We start from the raw sequence: 17466 nt of genomic DNA, 5'->3' as shown, positions 1-17466 counted from the left end.
GCGTGAGCCAGAAGGAAGAGTTTCACAACATTGACGATCCCAGCGACGGCCTCTTCCGCGAGCTCGCGGCGGGGGTCACCACGCGCATCTTCTCCGGCGAGCAGGCGATGCTGTCGGTGGTGACGCTGGCCCCGCATGCGCAGGGCACGCTGCATCATCATCCCGAGGAGCAATGGGGCGTGCTGCTCGACGGCTCCGCCATCCGCGTCCAGGGCGATGAGGAAATTCCGGTAAAGAAGGGCGATTTCTGGCGCACGCCCGGCAACGTCCCGCACACGATGCGCGCCGGCCCCGATGGGGCCCGCGTGCTGGACATTTTCAGTCCACCACGGCCAGAATACAAAAAAGCGGGGTCGGGCTTCGGCACGACCTAAGCGCCAAAGAGCAAAAGCCAGGCGCAAAACCAAAGGGGAGGGGACCATGACGATCACACGACGCACGCTGCTGGCAGCGCCCGCTATTCTCGCAATCGCGCCAGCGGTGGCGCAGGCCGGCAAGATTACGCTGGTGGTGCCGTTTCCGCCGGGCGGATCGACCGATGCGATGGCGCGGCTGTTGCAGGCCAATCTGCAGACAAAACTCAGCCGCATCGTCGTGGTCGAGAACAAGTCGGGCGCCGCCGGCGCGCTCGGCGCGGCGCAGGTCGCCAAGAGCCCGCCGGACGGCTCGACGTTCCTGGTCACCTTCGATTCCCACGCGGTGATCCCGTCCATCCTCGACAAGCCGCCGGTCGATGTCGAGCGCGAGCTGATGCCGGTGCTGCTGGTGGGGACCGCACCCTACGTGATCGCCGCCGGCGCCGGCCGTCCCTACAAGAGCTTTGCCGACGTGGTCGCCGCCTGCAAGGCGACGCCCGGCGCGGTGAAATATGCCTCCGTCGGCATCGGCACGCTTGGTCATCTCGCCATGACGGTGCTCGGCACCAAGGCCGGCGTCGAGATCATGCACGTGCCCTATCGCGGCGGCGGCCCGGCGATGAACGACGTGCTCGGCGGCCATGTCGATCTGATCGCGGGATCGGCGGCGCTGGTCTCGGCCCAGCTCGGCACCAACATGCTGCGGCCGATCCTGCAACTCGGCCGCGAGCGGCTGCCGGCGTTGCCGGATACGCCGACTGCGATCGAGGCCGGCTTTCCGGACTTCGAGACGCTCGCCTGGTGGGGCATCTTCGCGCCCGCGGGCACGCCGCCGGATGTCGTCGCGGCCATGGCGACGGCGTCCAGGGAGATCCTGAGCGAGCCCGCGACCGCCGCCCAGCTCAAGGAGACGCAGCAGATGACGCTGCTGCTCCAGGATGGCGCCGCCTTCAAGACCTTCTTCGACAAGCAAGTCGCCTATTGGGGCAAGGTGGTGCGGGAGAACAATATCAAGGCATGAGAGGCCTATTCCCGGGATTGCCATCCCGGGTCCAGTTCGTTCGCGCGGGCTTGAGCGTCAGAGCATCTTGCCGACGATCTTTGTCATATCTGCCGCCGAAAACGCGCGCAGCGTTTCGGTGCGGACGTTGCCGAGTGCGCTGAGACTAAGGCTCAGCGACATCGCGGCAGCCTCATCTGGAGCCTCGAGAACGGTTACAATGTCATATCGTCCCTGCGTCCAGACAATCTCTTTCACGGTCACGCCGAACGTTTTGGCCATCTCCTTGAAGGCGTCGGCCCGCTTCGGCGAGTCCTTGACGTTGCGGACTCCCTGATCAGTGAAGTTCGCCAGCACGACATAGGTTACCATGGTCGTCCTCCCTGGTTAGAACCCAGATCCAATTCTCGCTTGAGGCAACCGCGCCGAGCTTGCCACGGCGACTGAGACAGCGCTACTGCGCGTTGGGAACGTCAGCGGATGTGACTTATTCGGTCAGGACAACGGCCGCGCGAAACTGAGCTCATGGCCGTCGGCGTCGGTGAGATGGAAGTAGCGCTCACCCCATTCTGCATCGCGCGGCGTGGTCGACGGCTGCCATCCGGCCGCGCGTGCGCGCTCGTAGGTCCCGTCGACATCGGCGACGTAGAAGATGATGCGGCCCCACCAGGACCAGCGCTTGTCGTCCGGCTGCGCCGTCAGGTTGAGATAGCCGGTGCCGGCGCGAAAGCTGGTGAATGCAGCGGCTTCGCCGCCATACAGGAGCTCAAACCCCAGCGAACGGTAGAAGTGCACGGCGCGCCCCATGTCATGCGTGCCGAGCGTGATGGCGCTGATGCTTTCGATCATGTGATCTGCTCCGCCGAGAGGCGCCTGGAAGCGATTGTATAGCCGCGCCGTTCAGGTTGACGATGGTCTGGCCCGCCTGACGGCTGGCGAACCGCATTTTGCTCTGCTATGACGGGATCGAACCCGTACCAGCGGGTTCCGCGGTCCCGTAGCTCAGCCGGATAGAGCGGCGGTTTCCTAAACCGTAGGTCGCATGTTCGAGTCATGCCGGGATCGCCATTTGCCGCGCGTCGCCATGGGCGTGTAGTGCCAATACCCCACTAATCGTTTTTCTATCGTGATGTGTACCTACGTCGGGTAGAATACGGCGAGTGCGGGGGCGTTGGCATGACGGATTTATGGTACTACGCGGACGGCGGGCAGCAGCGCGGCCCGATCTCGATTTCGGAACTCCTTACGCTCCTCGCTCGTATCGCCGATCCTCGGCGTGTGATGGTCCGGCGGCACGGCTTCGAGGATTGGAAGCCGGTCGAGGAGGTGCACCAGATCGCGCAGCAGCTTCTTCAATCGCCGCCGCAAGAGCCGGCATCGCCACCGGCGGCCGCTGTTCGGGAGCCCGCCGTTCTCGCCGAGGACGCTACTGCCTTCAAAGATGTCCGGCGCGAGATGACCGGCATCAGCGGTTGGCTCGCGCTTCTCGCGTTCGGCCAGGTGATGGGCATCCTGCGCCTGATCTTCAACGTCGGACAATATGTGCAATCGATCGACGACAAAGTCTGGACTTACTTTCCCACGGTGATCTGGAGTGAAATGCTGATAAACGCGGCCATGATCGGCTTCGCGATCTGGACAACGGTGCTCCTGTTCAGACACTCCTACAGGTTTCCAGCCTTCTTCATCGTACAAATGATCTGCGCGGTGCTGATGCCGCTCGTCGATCTCCTCTGCGTCGCATCGTTTTTTTCCGCCGCCCTCAATCGCCCGTTCAACGATTTTTTCATCGTCGAACCTCGACAGGTCGGACAAGCGGTTGTCGGTGCAATCAGTGCCACGATTTGGATAACGTACGTCCTTCGCTCCCGCAGGGTCGCGAATACGTTCACGAAGTAGACCCGCCTTATGACGCGCGTGGCGGAGGGGCTGTTCTCCTGGTTTTCCTGCCCGTCAAGTCCCCAATAAAAAAGGGACCAGGCTGCCCAGTTGCGAATTGTTCGGGCCGTGCGTCGTCAGCAATCTCAGGGATTCCCAAGGTGCCGGCGAGCACGGCTCGAAGATGTCATCCCATCGAGCTATGGGCAGGGGTGTCGCTTGCCATCGTAGCCGAGATACGTTCCCGAAGCCGGGTCGTACGAGCGATATTTTTGTTCGCAATAGGACGAGCCATCAGCAGAGTCGTCGTAATCGCCGTAGAAGCCGTCGTCGTAGCCGCCATAGTAAGGCCAGCCCGAATAGGCGCCCAATGCGTAGGCGCCGCCAAGGCCAAGACCCCCGCCGTAAGCCCATGCGTGGCGGTAGCGATGCCGGAACCCGGCATGATGGAATTGACCGCCATGGAAGCCGCCGGCGGCCCGGAAGTGACCAACTCCGCCGTGGAAGCCTCCGCCGCCTCCGAAGTGCCCGCCACCGTGAAATCCGCCGCCGCCTCCGAAATGTCCGCCACCGCCCCCATGTCCACCGCCCCCATGTCCACCGCCCCCATGTCCGCCGCCGCGCGCAGAGGCAGCCGCTCCCGGCGCCAAGGCTGCGCAAAGGGCGATCACGCCAAGCAATTTCAGTCGTTCCATCGTTTTTCTCCAGCTACATGATGTCGGCCACGTCTCAACCTTTGCCGGACACTCATTGGTCCGAGACCTGCCGATGACTCCATGTTTGCCGGATGCGCTCTCGCCGTCTTTTCAATAGGCCGCGGATGTTTCAGCTTCGCACGTGTCTTCCCGGGATCGCCATTTTGTCATGGGCAATCGTCGCTGTTTGCCATACTCGTCGGCGCAAAAATTGCTAGAAGCGAAAGACTTTCTTCCTGGCCTTGCCGACGTGCCGGCCACGCCTCGCTGCCCTATCCGGAGATAACAATGCCTTTCGATTTGATCCTGCGCGGCGGCCGTGTGGTCGACCCGTCCCAGAAGCTCGATGCGGTGACCGATGTCGCCTTTGCGGGCGGCAAGGTCGCCGCCATCGGCACCGGGCTCAAGGCCGATCCGGGCACCGATGTGCGCGACGTCTCGCGTTACATCGTGACGCCGGGGCTGATCGATCTGCACACCCATGTCTATTGGGGCGGCACCTCGCTCGGCATCGATGCCGAGGAATTCTGCCGCCTCTCCGGCGTCACCACGGCGGTCGACACCGGTAGCGCCGGTCCGGGCAATTTCGCGGGCTTCCGCAAGCACGTGATCGAGCCGAGCCAGGTCCGCATCCTCGCCTATCTGCACGTCTCGCATGCCGGCATCTTCGGCTTCTCGCACCGGATCATGGTCGGGGAGAGCGAGGAGTTGCGGCTGATGAATCCGATCGAGGCGGCCAAGGTGGCCGATGCCAACCGCGACCTCATCGTCGGCATCAAGGTGCGCGTGGGGCTGCACTCCTCGGGCACGTCGGGGATCGTGCCGCTCGACATCGCGCTCGAGGTCGCGAACGAGGTCGGCATGCCCCTGATGGCGCATATCGACCATCCGCCGCCGAGCTACGAGGAAGTGCTGGGCCGCCTGCGTCCGGGCGACGTGCTGACCCATGCGTTCCGTCCCTTCCCCAATACGCCGGCGACCGCGCAAGGCACGGTGAAGAAGGCGGTGCTGGACGCGCGCGAGCGCGGCGTGCTGTTCGATATCGGCCACGGCAAGGGCTCGTTCGCCTTCAAGACCGCGCGCGCGATGCTCGCCAACGGCTTCTATCCCGACACCATCTCTTCCGACATCCATCAGCTCTGCATCGACGGCCCGGCCTTCGACCAGGTCACGACCATGTCAAAATTCCTGTGCATGGGCATGGAGCTGTCGGACGTGATCGCGGCCTCGACGGAGAATGCCGCGATGGCACTGCGCCGGCCCGAACTCGGCAGCCTCAAGCCGGGCAGCGTCGGCGACGCCACGCTTGTTACGGTCAGGCAGGGCCAGTTCGACTATGAGGACGTCGTCGGCGAGCACCTGATCGGGGATCGCAAGATCGTCTCCGAAGGCGTCGTGATCGGCGGCCGCTGGTGGCATCCGAATTAGGGCTTTGCCTCTTCCCGTGAGAACGGGGAGAGGAAGCTACTCGTTCTTGTCCACATTCCAGAACATCGGCGTCGCCGGGCCGTCGATCACGCCGGTGAGCGATTTGCGCCAGGCGCTCGGCGCCTGGAACTGGCCGAGCGGGACGTAGATCACCTGGTCGTAGGCTTCCTTCTGCACCTCAAGCGCGATCTTCTTGCGCTCCTCGGGCGAGGTCGCGCGGGCAAAGGAATCGCGCAACTCCTCGAGCTTGGGGTCCTCGGACCAGCCGTACCAGCCGCCACTCGTGCCCTTGCCGACCATCGGGACGTTGACCAGCGGGTTCAAGGAGTCGGCGGCGCCCTGGTAGGTAAAGAACATGTTCCAGCCACCTTCCTTCGGCGGCTTCTGGATTGCCCGGCGGGTGACCACGGTCTGCCAGTCCATCGCCTGCAGATCGACCTTGAAGCCGGCGTCGCGCAACAGCTGTGCGACCACGACCGGCTGCGCCTTCAGCAGGATCTGATCGGTCGGCGCCAGGATCACCACGGGCGTGCCGTCATAACCGGCCTCGGCCAACGCCTTCCTGGCGTCCGCCATGCCGTTGCCCTTGATCAGGGTCTCGCCGCCGGCGTCGCTGGCGAGCGGCGTGTCGCAGATGAAGAACGCGCCGCACAGCTTGTAGTATTTGGGATTGCCAATTTGCGCGTCGAGCACGTCCTTCTGGTTGATCGCCAGCATCGCGGCGCGGCGGATCTTCACATTGTCGAATGGCGGATGCAGAAAATTCATCCGGCCGAACGACTGGAAGCCGAACTTGTTCAGGATGGATACGTTGATGTCCGGATTGGACTCGAGCGCGGGCAGCATGTCGAACGGCGGCGTCTCGACGAAATCGACATCGCCTGACTGCAGCGCGTTGAGCGCGGTCTGCGCGTCCGGCATCGTGATCCACTCGACCCGGTCGACCTTGGCCACCTTGCCGCCCGAGGTCCATTCGGCCGGCTCCTTGCGCGGCACATAGTCGGTGTTCTTTTCGTAGACGGCCTTTACGCCGGGCTGGAATTCGGCCGCGACGAATTTGAACGGGCCGGAGCCGATCTGCTCGGGAATCTGCTTGGTGATCGGGGTCTCCGCAAGCCGCTTGGGCATCATGAAGGCGCAGACCGACGATGGCTTGGCGATCGTCTCCAGCACCAGGCCATAGGGCTCCTTCAGCTTGAAGACGATTGTTTTGGTGTCCGCGGCTTCGATACCGGCCGTGAAGTCCATCAGCTTGCGCGCCATGCCGTCGACGCTCGTACCCCAGCGCTTCAGCGAGGCGACGCAATCCTCGGCCGTCACCGGTGCACCGTCATGCCACTTCAGGCCGTCGCGCAAGGTGAAGGTGTAGGTCAGCTTGTCCGCGGACACCGTCCAGTCGGCCATCTGCGGCTGCACCTTGAAGCTGGAATCGATGCCAAGCAACGTATCGTAGACCATGTAGCCATGGTCGCGGGTGATGATGGCTGTCGTGAAGCCAGGGTCGGTGACGCGAAGGTCCGATTGCATCACCGCGCTCAGGGTCTTCTTTCCGGTCGCGGCAGATACAACCGAGGTCCAGGCCAGAGGAAGTGCCGATGGCGCAACAGCCGCAAGCTGAAGCAGTTTCCGTCGCGAGACGTGAACCATTCGCTTCTCCTGACTTGACGCAAAACGAAACCAGATGGCGGTTGCCGAACACGGGCAGCGTATGGCGGGGAGCCACACGTGACAAGCAGGGGTTGCTTCTACCGATCTGGATTCGTCAGCGGACAAGCAAGGGCTGTGCCGCCGAAGCCGGCGGTAGGAGCAATCGTCGAAAGTCGTCGCGCTCTTGACGGACGCTGCTCAGTCGCGCCCCGCCTCCATGATCGCCTTGGCCAGCCGCGCCGGATCGGAGAAGCAGAGCTCGTGGCTTCCCGGCACCTGCACCAGACGGAACAGGCCGAGCTTCTCCGAGAGCCGCGGATGCCAGGGATGGCTGTGCGGCATCGCGACGTCCTCGGTGCAGTTGATATAGGACTTTGCCAGCGGCATCTCCGCCGGATTGGTCTTGAGCGCGATCTTGTCGGTGAAAGTCGCGAACGGATGCGGGTTGAGCACGTCATAGGCGCGCTGCGCGGTCTCGAGATCGGCATCGTTGATGAAGGCTTCGCGCCAGATCGGGAAGGGCAACACCACAGAGCTGTCGCCGCGTTCGGCCGCGATGGCATCGAACAGCCCGATAAAGTGCGGCGGCACCATGTCGTTGAGGCATTCGCCGTTGTTGGGCACGAAGGCATTCCAATACACCAGGCGGCGAATGCGCTCGGGCGCGAGGTCGGCGACGCCGGTGATGATCATGCCGCCATAGGAATGGCCGAGCAGGACGATGTCCTTCAGATTGTTTTCGGCGAGATAGTCGGCAATCGACTGGATCGCGTCCTTCAGCCCGGTCGTCTTGGCATCGCCGGGGCGATTGCCCTTGATTGTCGGCGTATAGACCTTGTGGCCGGCGGCGCGGATCGGGGCCGCGACGGGTTCGAACTCGGCACCGGTGTGCCAGGCGCCATGGACGAGAACGTAGGTCGACATGTTGTAGCTGCTCCCGAGGGTGTGGTTAGATCGGCATGACGTGGGTCCTTTGCGGCGCTCGCGAGGCGCGGCGGACAATTCTTGTTGTGCGAAGTGTGAACCGGCCGGCCATTTTCCGCTTGGCTGGCGCTGAACCGGATTGGTCTCGGAGCGAACTGATGGAGCAGGTCAATCCCGTAAGCCGGCCGCGGCACGTCATCTGGAACACCGCAGTGACCCCGCCGGACGAGCAGTTTTCCTATTACCGCGAGGCGATCTGCCAGGCATTCATGAACCTGACGCCGGAGTCGGCGACGACGTCACGCTTCCCTGCCAAGGTGGAGACGATCGGGCTCGGCGCCGGCGCAATCAACCGGGTGATGTTTCCCGAGCATACCGTCAATCGCTCGCGCGCCGATATCGCAGCATCGACCGAGAGCTGCTTCTATCTCAATTTCAAGCTCGCCGGGCGCTGCCGCATGCTCCAGGGCGACAGCGAGGTCAGCTTGTCGCGCGGCCAGGTCGGCATCGTCGACAGCGACCGCGTGGTGACGTTGCTGCACGATCGCGGTCCGATGCTGGAGGTCGCTTCGTTCTGGGTGCCGTCGCGCGCCCTGCGCGACCGGCTGCCGCCGTCGTTCGATTTCAGGGCCGAGCGCGTCTCCGACGATCCCCATGTCGGTCACCTCATCGTCGAGACCGCGCGCTCCCTCAACGCCGGCGCATTGCGGATGGCGGAAGAGGACAGCATTCGGCTGTTCGACGTGCTGCTCGATCTCGTTGCGCTCAGCCTGTCGCGCCGCTCGCGGGCGCAGACGGCGGAAGCCGCAAGCTTTGCAGACGCGACCGTGCTGGCGCTGCGCCGCGCCATTCACGAGCGGCTGCGCGAGCCGGGACTGACGGTCGCAGCGGTCGCCGGCTCCGTCGGCATCAGCGAGCGCTATGTCCACAAGCTGTTCGAACGCTCCGGCACGACATTTTCGGACTACGTGATCGATCGCCGCCTCGTGGGCGCGGCGGCCGACCTGAAGGATCCGGCATCGGGCGGCCGCGCGATCGGCACCATCGCCTTCGACTGGGGCTTCTCCGATCTCTCCCACTTCGCGCGGCGCTTCAAGCAGCGCTTCGGCTGCCGCCCACGCGATTGGCGTGCGCGATGAACAGAGCTACAGCGACCTCGCGATCAGCAGCTTCATGATCTCGTTGGTGCCGCCATAGATCTTCTGGATGCGGGAATCGATGAAGATGCGGGAGATCGGGTATTCCTGCATGTAGCCGTAGCCGCCGAACAGCTGGAGGCATTCGTCGGCGGTCTGGACCTGCTTGTCCGAGCACCAGTATTTCGCCATCGACGCCGTGACGGTGTCGAGATCCCCGGCGACGAGGCGCTCGATGCACCAGTCGACGAAGACGCGCGCGATCATCGCTTCGGTCTTGCGCTCGGCGAGCGTGAAGGCGGTGTTCTGGAAATCCATCAGCGGCTTGCCGAACGCCTTCCGCTCCTTGGTGTATTCGGTGGTGAGCCTGACCGCGCGCTCCATCGAGGCGACCGCGCCGACCGCAAGCGCGAGGCGCTCCTGCGGCAATTGCTGCATCAGCTGGACAAAACCCTGGCCTTCCTCCTTGCCGAGCAGGTTTTCCGGCGGCACCGTGACGTTGTCGAAGAACAGTTCTGACGTGTCGGAGGCGTGCAGGCCGATCTTGTCGAGGTTGCGCCCGCGCTTGTAGCCGTCCGCGCCTGATGTCTCGACCACGATCAGCGAAATGCCCTTGGCACCCACATCGCCGGTGCGCGCGACCACGACGACGAGATCGGCAGCCTGGCCGTTGGTGATGAAAGTCTTCTGGCCGTTGATGACGTAGGAATTACCCTGCTTCTTCGCGGTGGTCTTGACGGCCTGCAGGTCCGAGCCGGTGCCGGGCTCGGTCATGGCGATGGAACCGACCATCTCGCCGGAAGCCATCTTCGGCAGCCAGCGCTTCCTCTGCTCCTCCGAGCCGTAATTGAGGATGTAGTGCGCGACGATGGCGCTGTGCACGGAAACGCCGGTGGTGAGCTCCGGCACCGTGCTTTCGAGATCGTCCAGCACGGCGGCGTCATAGGCGAAGGTGGCGCCGAGGCCGCCATATTCCTCCGGCACGCTGGCCAGCAGCGCGCCCATCTCGCCGAGCCCGCGCCAGGCGAAGCGGTCGACCATCTTCTGCTCGCGCCATTTCTCGGCATGCGGCGCCAGATCCTTGGCCAGATATTTCCGGAACTGGTCGCGGAAGATTTCGAGCTCTTCGGTCATCCAGGAGGAGCGGTAGGACATGGTCACCTCGGTCAATGCGGCTTTCCGGCTTGGTAGGCTGGTCGGCGGCGGCAATTATTGTGTTTTCAGGCTGCGCCGGTGACGCTACCAAGGCGGCCGGAAAACGCGTCCGTCGGGATGGCTGATTGTGGCGACCAAAACCAAAGAGCTCAAGCTCGACATCGAGCGCATCGGCACGGTCTCGGCGATCCTGACGCAGCCGGACAATGCGCGCGCCTGCTACGTCCTGGCGCACGGCGCGGGCGCGGGCATGCGGCATGCATCCATGGACAAGATTGCGGAGGGCCTCGCGGATCGCGGCATCGCGACGTTCCGCTTCAATTTTCCCTACATGGAAAACAAGCAGGGGCGTCCCGACCAGCCAGCGGTGGCGCACGCCGCCATCCGCGCGGCGGTCGAGGAGGCGGCGCGGCTTTGCTCCGGAATGAAGCTTGTCGCCGGCGGAAAATCCTTCGGCGGGCGCATGACCTCGCAGGCGCAGTCCAAGGCGCCGCTGCCTGACGTCAAAGGGCTCGCCTTCCTCGGCTTTCCCCTGCACGCCGACAAGAAGCCGTCGACGGAGCGCGCCGAGCACCTGGCCCATGTCGAGATCCCGATGCTGTTCCTGCAAGGCGCGCGCGACGGGCTTGCCGATCTCGACCTCCTCAAGCCCGTGATTGCGCAGCTCGGCCCGAAGGCGACGCTGCACGAGGTCGCCGGCGGCGATCATTCCTTTGCGGTGCTGAAGAAGTCCGGCCGGACCAATGAAGAGGCCCTCACAGAGGTGCTCGATACGCTGGCGGCCTGGATCGACGGGCTCGCTTAAGGCTCAAGCGGAATAAAGCCCCTTGTCCCGCGCCTTCTGGATCGCGAGCGCGGCGATCAGGTCGAGCGTCGGCGTCGACAGGCCGGCGGTGCGGGCGAAGGCGGCGGGCGCCTTCACCAGCACGTCGATCTCCATGGCGCGGCCGAGCTCGTAATCCTGGAGCAGCGACGGCTTGTGGTTGGGGGCGGGGCCGCTGCGCGTCACGCGCTTGACCTCGGGGATGAAGTGCTGCGCGATGTCGTTGGCCTCGTTCAGCATGCGCGGAATGACCTCGGCAAAGGCCGGGTCGTCACGCACGCCGCGCGCGGTCTGGCCGGTGAGCAGGCACAGCACCGACAGTGACATGTTAGTCAGGAGCTTTGACCAGATCGCCTCGCGGATCTCCGCCACCGGCGGCGATTCCAGCCGAGCATCGTTGAGAACGCCGCGAAGCCTGGTGATGCGCTCGCAATTGCGGTCGTCGCATTCGCCGATCAGCAGGCGGTTGCGGTCCGGCGTCAGGTTCTGCACCACACCGGGCGCGGTGACCTCGTTGGAGGAGAAGACGACGCCGCCGACGATCCGCTCTTTCGGGATGCAAGCGCGCAAGCGCCCGCCGGGGTCGAGGAAGGAAATGTCGGGCGGCGTCGGATGCCGCGGCGGCAGGCCGATGCCGTACCACCAGGGAATACCGTTCTGCGCAAAGACGATCGCGGTGTCGTCCTGGAGCAGCGGTTTTATGCTGGCGACCAGCCCCGTCAGCGCGGTCGCTTTGAGCGTGCTGATCACGACGTCCTGCGGGCCGAGCTGGGCCGCATCGCCGGAGGCGTTCACCTTGGCGGTGACCTCGGAATCGCCGACGCGCAGCTTCAGGCCATTGGCGCGGACCGCCTCCAGATGGGCGCCGCGCATCACGCACGAGACCTCATGGCCGGCGCGGGCCAGCCTGACCGCGATATGGCTGCCGACGGCGCCCGCGCCGAAAATGCAGATGCGCATGGTGTGATGTCCCGTCCCTGATCCCGTGATGTCGCCCGGCAGCAGCATGACACAAGCCGCCATGCGATGGACGCGGCCGCCCTACGCCGGAAAGATATGGATCGGGATGAGTTGCCTCAGCCATAGTGGGCGGCAAACAAGATGCCCGGAGGATCGCCGATGACTGCCAACCCCGTCCTGTGGACCCTCGATGAGCGTGGGGTTGTGACCGTCACGTTGAACCGGCCTGAAGTGAACAATGCCTATGACGGCGCATTGATCGCAGGCGTGCTCGCGGCCATGGACGATCTCGGCAGGAAGTCCAACCTTCGCGTCGTCGTGCTCCGGGGCAATGGCAAGCATTTCCAGGCCGGCGCCGACCTCAAATGGATCAACGGCGTGCGGCCGCAATCGGCCGAGGCGAACGAGGCAGCGTCGCGGGCGACCTTCGAGGCCGTGCAGCGGCTCAATACCTTGCCAATCCCGACCATCGCGCTGGTGCAGGGCGGCTGTTTTGGCGGCGGCACCGGCGTGATTGCCGCTTGCGACGTCGTGATCGCGGCGGACAATGCGCTGTTTTCGATCACGGAGGTGCGCTGGGGGCTGACCGCCGCGATCATCATCCCGCAGCTTTGCGATGCCATTAGTGTACGGCAAGTCCGCCGTTACGCGCTGACAGGCGAACGCTTCGGCGCCGAAGACGCCCGCCGCATCGGCCTCGTCCACGAGGTCGTCCCGCTCGCCGAGCTGGAGGCTGCCGGCGCCAAGGTGGTCGAGCAGCTCCTTGCCAACGGACCGGAGGCGATGGCCGAGACCAAGCGGCTCGCGCTGGAGAGCTCGTTTGGCGGGATGGCGGTGGACGATGCCGCGTACAAGCGGCTCGTGCACCTGCATTCGGTCAAGCGTCAGAGCGCGGAGGCGGCGGAGGGCCTAGCGTCGTTCGCCGAAAAGCGCGCGGGGCGTTGGAGCAACCAAGGGTAGATTTTGCTCCGGCGATGTGCTGGATGGCCACCACTATCGAGAGTGTGGGGGCTGAGAGGTCATGCGTCGGAAGTTCATTCTTGCACTGCCGTTGCTCGTCGCAATCTGGCCCGGTCATGCAAGCTCCGATGACAGCGTCGTCTGCAATGACGAGAAGGTTGCCTCCAACATACGCATCGAGATCTGCACAAGACTGCTCGATCAGGAGAAGAACAAGGAGAGCCGATCCCGACTGCTGGCCCGCCGCGCCGATGCCTATTTTGACAAGGACGACTTCGCACATGCGTTGACCGATTTCGACGAAGCGATTGCAAGTCATCCGGGGAATGCTGACGCCTTCATGCATCGCGGTTTCCTGCACTGGTACCGTCTCGAAGATGACGCCGCGTTCAAGGATTTCGATGGGGCGCTCCGGCTTGATCCGGCGCCATCGCGCCTGTTGTCCCGGGGGCGGAGATACGTTTTGCTGCGACAGTTCGATGCTGGGATCGCCGACATGACACGGGCGATCAAGCTCGATCCTCGTTCCAGGGACGCCTATGCGGATCGCGCATGGGCTTACAGCCGGAAAAAGGCATTCGATCTCGCGATCGCGGACTATGACCGGTTGCTCAAGCGTGACCCGAGCGACGGCCGCAGTACGCTGGCGCGTGACAATGTGCGCGCGGCGAAGGGCGCAGGTGTGAAATCCATCGATGAATACGGCCGCATGTTGGTTGCGCGGCTGCAAATCGAAAAGTCCTACCCGCGGCAGGCCGTCAGCGACAGGGTCGAAGGGGTGGCGGAGCTTGCATTCAGCATCACCCGCTGGGGATTGCTCGCGGCGAGCAGCGTGAAAACCAGCTCAGGCTCGGCCATGCTGGATGAGGCGGCGCTCAATACCCTCAGGCAGGCACAACCGTTCCCGCCATTGCCTCCCGGCAGCAGGTCGATCGAGGCCTTCGTGATCTCACTGATCTATCGAAATCAGTCGGAACGTTAGGCGCCTTGAGCTCGGTTGCGAGCTCAGCAACCGCGGCAGATGTTGTTGATACTGCGATAGACGGCATCGTCGTCCTGCCGCATCTGGCGCATCGATTCGAGCGTCTTGCTTTCCGCGCTGGGCTCCGGCTTGCGCTTGGCGGCCAGCGCCGCTTCCTGACGTTGGTAACACGCTTCGCGCTCCGGCTTGGCCTGGATGAACCGGCATTGCGCGACCTCGGCGCGGGCCGGGGCCGTACCGCCCATGATGCCGATCGCGATGGCGGCAGCCACGCATATTCTTGATCCCATCGTCATTCCCTCGAACCACACATTATCCCACAGCAACCCGATACCATCTGCATCGGACCTCCGTCCCAATTCTCGTCGGCGGCGGTTCGAAGCGAATCTCCGTAATTCCGCGGGGCCTTCCTTAAGGGTTCAATCATTCCCCGCCATTAGGGTTACGACAATTGTCACGCCATGGTGTCGAATGCACAGACAAGTTTTGGGACTTTGGAAAGCCGGATCGATCGTCGCCGCGGCGGCAGGGTTGCTGGTTCTGCAACCGGCTGCCGCTTCACCGCGATTGATCTCTCTGGCATTCAATTCCCAGCTGGGGAGCCCGCAGCAAATCGGAGCCGATGAGTTTCGCCAGAAGCTGGTGGCATCGGCCGGCAAGCGCATCGTGATCGACGAGCGCGCCACCAACGCGCTCGGCAGCGAGAACGCCATCCTGGCGGCGACCCGGGCCGGCTCGGTCGATATGGCGGTGCTGTCGGGGTCTGTGGTCAGTTCGGTCGTCCCCGAACTTGGCGTGTTCGACATTCCCTTCCTGTTCCGCGACACAGCCCACGCGAAGGCCGTGGCGCAAGGTCCGGCCGGCGCGGCGATCGCCACTAAATTCGCGGACAAGGGGCTGACGCTGCTGGCGATCGGCCGACAGGGATTTCGCAACGTCACGAATTCCAAACGGCCGGTTCGCTCGCCCGAGGATATCAAAGGGCTCAAGATTCGCGTCATTCCGAACGAGATCTACCAGATGACGTTCAAGGCGCTCGGCGCCGAAGTGGTCCCGATGGAATTTCCGCTGGTCTACACCGCGCTGAAGGACGGCCGGCTCGATGGGCAGGAAAATCCGGTGCCGACCATCGCCGGCTCCCGGCTCTACGAAGTCCAGAAATACCTCACGCTGACCGGTCACTTCTTCGCGCCGATCGCATTCGTCGCCAACCGTGCCATGTTCGAACAGCTTCCGCCGGCCGATCAGGCCATGCTGATCGCGCTGGCGAAGGAGGGAGCGGAGGCGACCTGGCAGGCGAAGCTCGATGCCGCGTCGCTCGAGCAGGTGCGTAGCGGCGGCATGGACGTCATCGAGACATTCGATCGCCAGCCCTTCGTCGACGCGGTCAAGCCGCTCGATCAGGAATTCGAGAAGCGGTTTGGCAAGGATCTGCTCGCCGCCATCCGCTCCACCCGTTGAAGAATTTCGGATTTGCCATGAAATTATCGCACATGATGTCCCGCGTCGGCGTTCGTCCGCGCGTGTTCGGCGGCTTCGCGCTGGTTCTCAGCTTTCTGGTCCTGCTCGCGGGCTTCGCCATGGTCCAGGTCGAGCGGATCGGCGGAACGGTCAATGAGCTCGTGACCAGCGCTGCCGGCGACGCCGGCATGTCGCAGGCACGGGCCGCGCTTCTGGAGGCGAACTCGGCAGTCGAGAAATTCATCCGAACCTGGAATGTCGGCGACAAGGATGCCGCGGCCAAGGCGATCGACGGCGTCGGCAAACTGGCCGATCAGGTCGACCGGCAGTTCGGCAAGCTGCAAGCGATCGCGGAAGGCATCGGCCCGGTCAAGACCGCGCTGGAAACCTATCGCTCGTCGTTCACCGCGGCAGCGGAGGCGGCGGATCGGCTGCGCGCCGCGACCACGAAAACCGACGCGCAAGGTGCAGCCGCCGGCCTCAATGTCAGCGGCATCCAAGTTGCGCTCGCCAACCGGTCCGAGGACGCGGAACGGCTGGTCAACCCGATGCGCCTGGCCGGCGTCGTTGACGCGCTGCGGATCACCGTGATGCGCTATGGCTCCACTTTGTCGACGGGCGATGCCGACGACGCCAAGCAGGCGTTGTCCTATGCCCAGCTGGCGATCGCAGACACCGAAGCTGAGCTGGCGGGGGCGAGCGACGCGAAGCTGAAGGCACTGGTCGCAGCGCTCAAGACTGCGATCACTGCCGACGCGGCCGCGCTGGACGAGGTCATCAAGGTGGCCGCCGATCTGCGCGCCAGGCAGGCCGAATTGAAGAAGGCCAGTGCGGCAATCGACGACCACGTCAACAAGATCAACGCGAAGCTCGGCACCGTGCGCGCCGAGCAGGGCGACAAGACCGCGGCAGCGGTCGATCAGACCAAGCAGACCGTCATCGCGACCGCGGCCGGCGCGCTGCTGCTGGGAGCGGTGCTGGCGTGGTTGATCGGCGCCAGCGTGTCCGGTCCGATTCGCAGCATGACCGACCGGATGCAATCGCTGGCGGCGGGCGAGCTCGATGAGCCGATCCCCGGCGGCGACTCGCGCGACGAAATCGGCCGCATGGCGCGCGCCGTCGAGGTGTTCCGCGAAAACGCGCTGGCGGTTCGCCGCATGGAAGGCGAGGCGACGGCACAGCGCGAAGCCAGCGAGGCTGACCGCGCCCGCATGATGTCGGATCTTGCCGGCCGCTTCGAGCAGGGCATGCAGGGAGTCATTTCCGGTGTCGGCGGCCGTGCCGACGACATGGGGCGCAGCGCCGAGGAGTTGGCAAAGGTCGCCGAACGCGGACGCGGGCTCGCCGAAGCGGTCGCGACCCGCGCCGAGCAGGCATCGATGAATGTGCAGACCGTCGCCTCCGCCACCCAGCAACTCGCGGCCTCGATCCGTGAAATCTCGAGCCAGGTGCACCGCTCCGTCGCGGTCTCGAACAGGGCGACCGACGAGACCAACCGCACCTCAGAATTGATGCATGGGCTGTCGGATGCGGCTGAGAAGATCGGCACCATCATTCAGCTGATTCAGGCCATCGCCAGCCAGACCAATTTGCTGGCGCTGAATGCGACCATCGAAGCGGCGCGCGCCGGCGACGCCGGACGAGGCTTCGCGATCGTCGCCAGCGAGGTCAAGAGTCTCGCCACCCAGACGGCGCAGGCGACCGAGCAGATCGCGAGCCAGATCGCGACGATCCAGAGTGCGACCGGCCAATCGGTTCAGGCGATCAGGCAGTTCGGCTCCACCGTCAAGGAAATGGCCGACATCGCCACGGCGATTGCCGCGGCGGTCGAAGAGCAGGGCGCGGCCACGGGCGAAATCGCGCGCAACGTCGAGGAGGCGGCCAACGGCACCACGGCGGTGACGCAGGAAATCGGTCAGGTGCGCGCCGTGGCGGGCGAGACCGACGCCGGCGCCGAAGCCGCCCTCACGGTCGCAGCCGCCCTCAAGCAGCAGGCGGATTCGATGAGGTCGAACGTCGACGATTTCCTCCACACCATCCGCTCGGCGGCCTGAACCCGGA

General features: G+C 64.4%; 19 protein-coding genes and 1 tRNA gene. 12 read left to right on the top strand and 8 right to left on the bottom strand.

The window, feature by feature from the left end; translation table 11 throughout:
• The first annotated feature begins 2 nt into the window (after positions 1 to 2).
• Together AC1DW2_RS04450 and AC1DW2_RS04445 are read left to right on the top strand one after the other, a co-directional pair.
• Positions 3 to 374 carry a dimethylsulfonioproprionate lyase family protein gene (locus AC1DW2_RS04450; RefSeq protein ID WP_085399165.1) on the top strand — a complete coding sequence of 124 codons (372 nt, stop codon included), beginning with the start codon at positions 3 to 5 and terminating at the stop codon, positions 372 to 374.
• A gap of 46 nt (positions 375 to 420) precedes the next feature.
• The gene (locus AC1DW2_RS04445) at positions 421 to 1377 is read left to right on the top strand and encodes a tripartite tricarboxylate transporter substrate-binding protein (protein WP_477005304.1); all 957 of its coding nucleotides are present in this window, start codon (positions 421 to 423) and stop codon (positions 1375 to 1377) included.
• Between the two features lie 57 nt (positions 1378 to 1434).
• Here AC1DW2_RS04445 and AC1DW2_RS04440 read toward each other — a convergent pair whose 3' ends face one another.
• The gene (locus AC1DW2_RS04440) at positions 1435 to 1728 is read right to left on the bottom strand and encodes a GYD domain-containing protein (RefSeq protein ID WP_085399163.1); all 294 of its coding nucleotides are present in this window, start codon (positions 1726 to 1728) and stop codon (positions 1435 to 1437) included.
• 123 nt (positions 1729 to 1851) lie between these two features.
• Complete coding sequence (locus tag AC1DW2_RS04435; protein ID WP_441496818.1) at positions 1852 to 2205, bottom strand: VOC family protein; 354 nt, start codon at positions 2203 to 2205, stop codon at positions 1852 to 1854.
• A gap of 142 nt (positions 2206 to 2347) precedes the next feature.
• On the opposite strand from AC1DW2_RS04435, the gene AC1DW2_RS04430 reads away from it, so the two are divergent.
• Both AC1DW2_RS04430 and AC1DW2_RS04425 read left to right on the top strand, forming a co-directional pair.
• Positions 2348 to 2424 (top strand) — tRNA-Arg (locus AC1DW2_RS04430).
• Positions 2425 to 2532: 108 nt separating this feature from the next.
• Positions 2533 to 3255 carry a DUF2569 family protein gene (locus AC1DW2_RS04425; protein WP_441496819.1) on the top strand — a complete coding sequence of 241 codons (723 nt, stop codon included), beginning with the start codon at positions 2533 to 2535 and terminating at the stop codon, positions 3253 to 3255.
• A 179-nt stretch (positions 3256 to 3434) separates the two neighbouring features.
• Here the strand turns inward: AC1DW2_RS04425 and AC1DW2_RS04420 are convergent, their stop codons facing one another.
• Positions 3435 to 3605 (bottom strand): BA14K family protein, encoded by a 171-nt coding sequence (locus AC1DW2_RS04420; RefSeq protein ID WP_245343971.1) that lies wholly within the window; start codon positions 3603 to 3605, stop codon positions 3435 to 3437.
• Between the two features lie 72 nt (positions 3606 to 3677).
• On the opposite strand from AC1DW2_RS04420, the gene AC1DW2_RS04415 reads away from it, so the two are divergent.
• Both AC1DW2_RS04415 and AC1DW2_RS04410 read left to right on the top strand, forming a co-directional pair.
• Complete coding sequence (locus tag AC1DW2_RS04415; RefSeq protein WP_477005303.1) at positions 3678 to 3950, top strand: hypothetical protein; 273 nt, start codon at positions 3678 to 3680, stop codon at positions 3948 to 3950.
• A 267-nt stretch (positions 3951 to 4217) separates the two neighbouring features.
• Positions 4218 to 5357, top strand: coding sequence for an amidohydrolase/deacetylase family metallohydrolase (locus tag AC1DW2_RS04410; protein WP_441496821.1), 1140 nt, complete (start codon positions 4218 to 4220; stop codon positions 5355 to 5357).
• 36 nt (positions 5358 to 5393) lie between these two features.
• On the opposite strand, the gene AC1DW2_RS04405 is transcribed toward AC1DW2_RS04410, so the two are convergent.
• Both AC1DW2_RS04405 and AC1DW2_RS04400 read right to left on the bottom strand, forming a co-directional pair.
• Entirely contained in the window at positions 5394 to 7004 is a 1611-nt protein-coding gene (locus tag AC1DW2_RS04405) for an ABC transporter substrate-binding protein (RefSeq protein WP_085398819.1), read from the bottom strand.
• A 198-nt stretch (positions 7005 to 7202) separates the two neighbouring features.
• Entirely contained in the window at positions 7203 to 7928 is a 726-nt protein-coding gene (locus AC1DW2_RS04400) for an alpha/beta fold hydrolase (protein ID WP_135215897.1), read from the bottom strand.
• Between the two features lie 158 nt (positions 7929 to 8086).
• Between AC1DW2_RS04400 and AC1DW2_RS04395 the strand changes: the two genes are divergently transcribed.
• Positions 8087 to 9067, top strand: a complete 981-nt coding sequence (locus AC1DW2_RS04395; RefSeq protein WP_441496823.1) for a helix-turn-helix domain-containing protein — start codon at positions 8087 to 8089, stop codon at positions 9065 to 9067.
• A gap of 6 nt (positions 9068 to 9073) precedes the next feature.
• Here AC1DW2_RS04395 and AC1DW2_RS04390 read toward each other — a convergent pair whose 3' ends face one another.
• Positions 9074 to 10219, bottom strand: a complete 1146-nt coding sequence (locus AC1DW2_RS04390) for an acyl-CoA dehydrogenase family protein (protein ID WP_477005315.1) — start codon at positions 10217 to 10219, stop codon at positions 9074 to 9076.
• Between the two features lie 127 nt (positions 10220 to 10346).
• Here AC1DW2_RS04390 and AC1DW2_RS04385 point away from each other — a divergent pair, with 127 nt between their 5' ends.
• Positions 10347 to 11024, top strand: a complete 678-nt coding sequence (locus tag AC1DW2_RS04385) for an alpha/beta hydrolase family protein (RefSeq protein WP_477005302.1) — start codon at positions 10347 to 10349, stop codon at positions 11022 to 11024.
• Positions 11025 to 11027: 3 nt separating this feature from the next.
• Here the strand turns inward: AC1DW2_RS04385 and AC1DW2_RS04380 are convergent, their stop codons facing one another.
• Positions 11028 to 12002: a ketopantoate reductase family protein gene (locus AC1DW2_RS04380; RefSeq protein WP_166353464.1), complete on the bottom strand. Its 975-nt coding sequence runs from the start codon at positions 12000 to 12002 to the stop codon at positions 11028 to 11030.
• Positions 12003 to 12161: 159 nt separating this feature from the next.
• On the opposite strand from AC1DW2_RS04380, the gene AC1DW2_RS04375 reads away from it, so the two are divergent.
• Positions 12162 to 12962 carry an enoyl-CoA hydratase-related protein gene (locus tag AC1DW2_RS04375; protein ID WP_441496825.1) on the top strand — a complete coding sequence of 267 codons (801 nt, stop codon included), beginning with the start codon at positions 12162 to 12164 and terminating at the stop codon, positions 12960 to 12962.
• 61 nt (positions 12963 to 13023) lie between these two features.
• Entirely contained in the window at positions 13024 to 13944 is a 921-nt protein-coding gene (locus AC1DW2_RS04370; protein ID WP_441496826.1) for a TonB family protein, read from the top strand.
• A 23-nt stretch (positions 13945 to 13967) separates the two neighbouring features.
• Here the strand turns inward: AC1DW2_RS04370 and AC1DW2_RS04365 are convergent, their stop codons facing one another.
• On the bottom strand, positions 13968 to 14216 hold the full coding sequence (locus AC1DW2_RS04365) for a hypothetical protein (RefSeq protein WP_441496827.1): 249 nt from the start codon (positions 14214 to 14216) through the stop codon (positions 13968 to 13970).
• A 199-nt stretch (positions 14217 to 14415) separates the two neighbouring features.
• Here AC1DW2_RS04365 and AC1DW2_RS04360 point away from each other — a divergent pair, with 199 nt between their 5' ends.
• Entirely contained in the window at positions 14416 to 15405 is a 990-nt protein-coding gene (locus AC1DW2_RS04360; RefSeq protein ID WP_028148334.1) for a TRAP transporter substrate-binding protein, read from the top strand.
• A 17-nt stretch (positions 15406 to 15422) separates the two neighbouring features.
• Positions 15423 to 17459, top strand: a complete 2037-nt coding sequence (locus tag AC1DW2_RS04355; RefSeq protein WP_477005301.1) for a methyl-accepting chemotaxis protein — start codon at positions 15423 to 15425, stop codon at positions 17457 to 17459.
• The last annotated feature ends 7 nt before the right edge of the window (positions 17460 to 17466 follow it).

The sequence above is a fragment of the Bradyrhizobium sp. P3_C3 genome (genome assembly GCF_056402655.1).
Note: the sequence above shows the minus strand (reverse complement) of the source record. Positions and strands in the feature narration are given on the sequence as shown.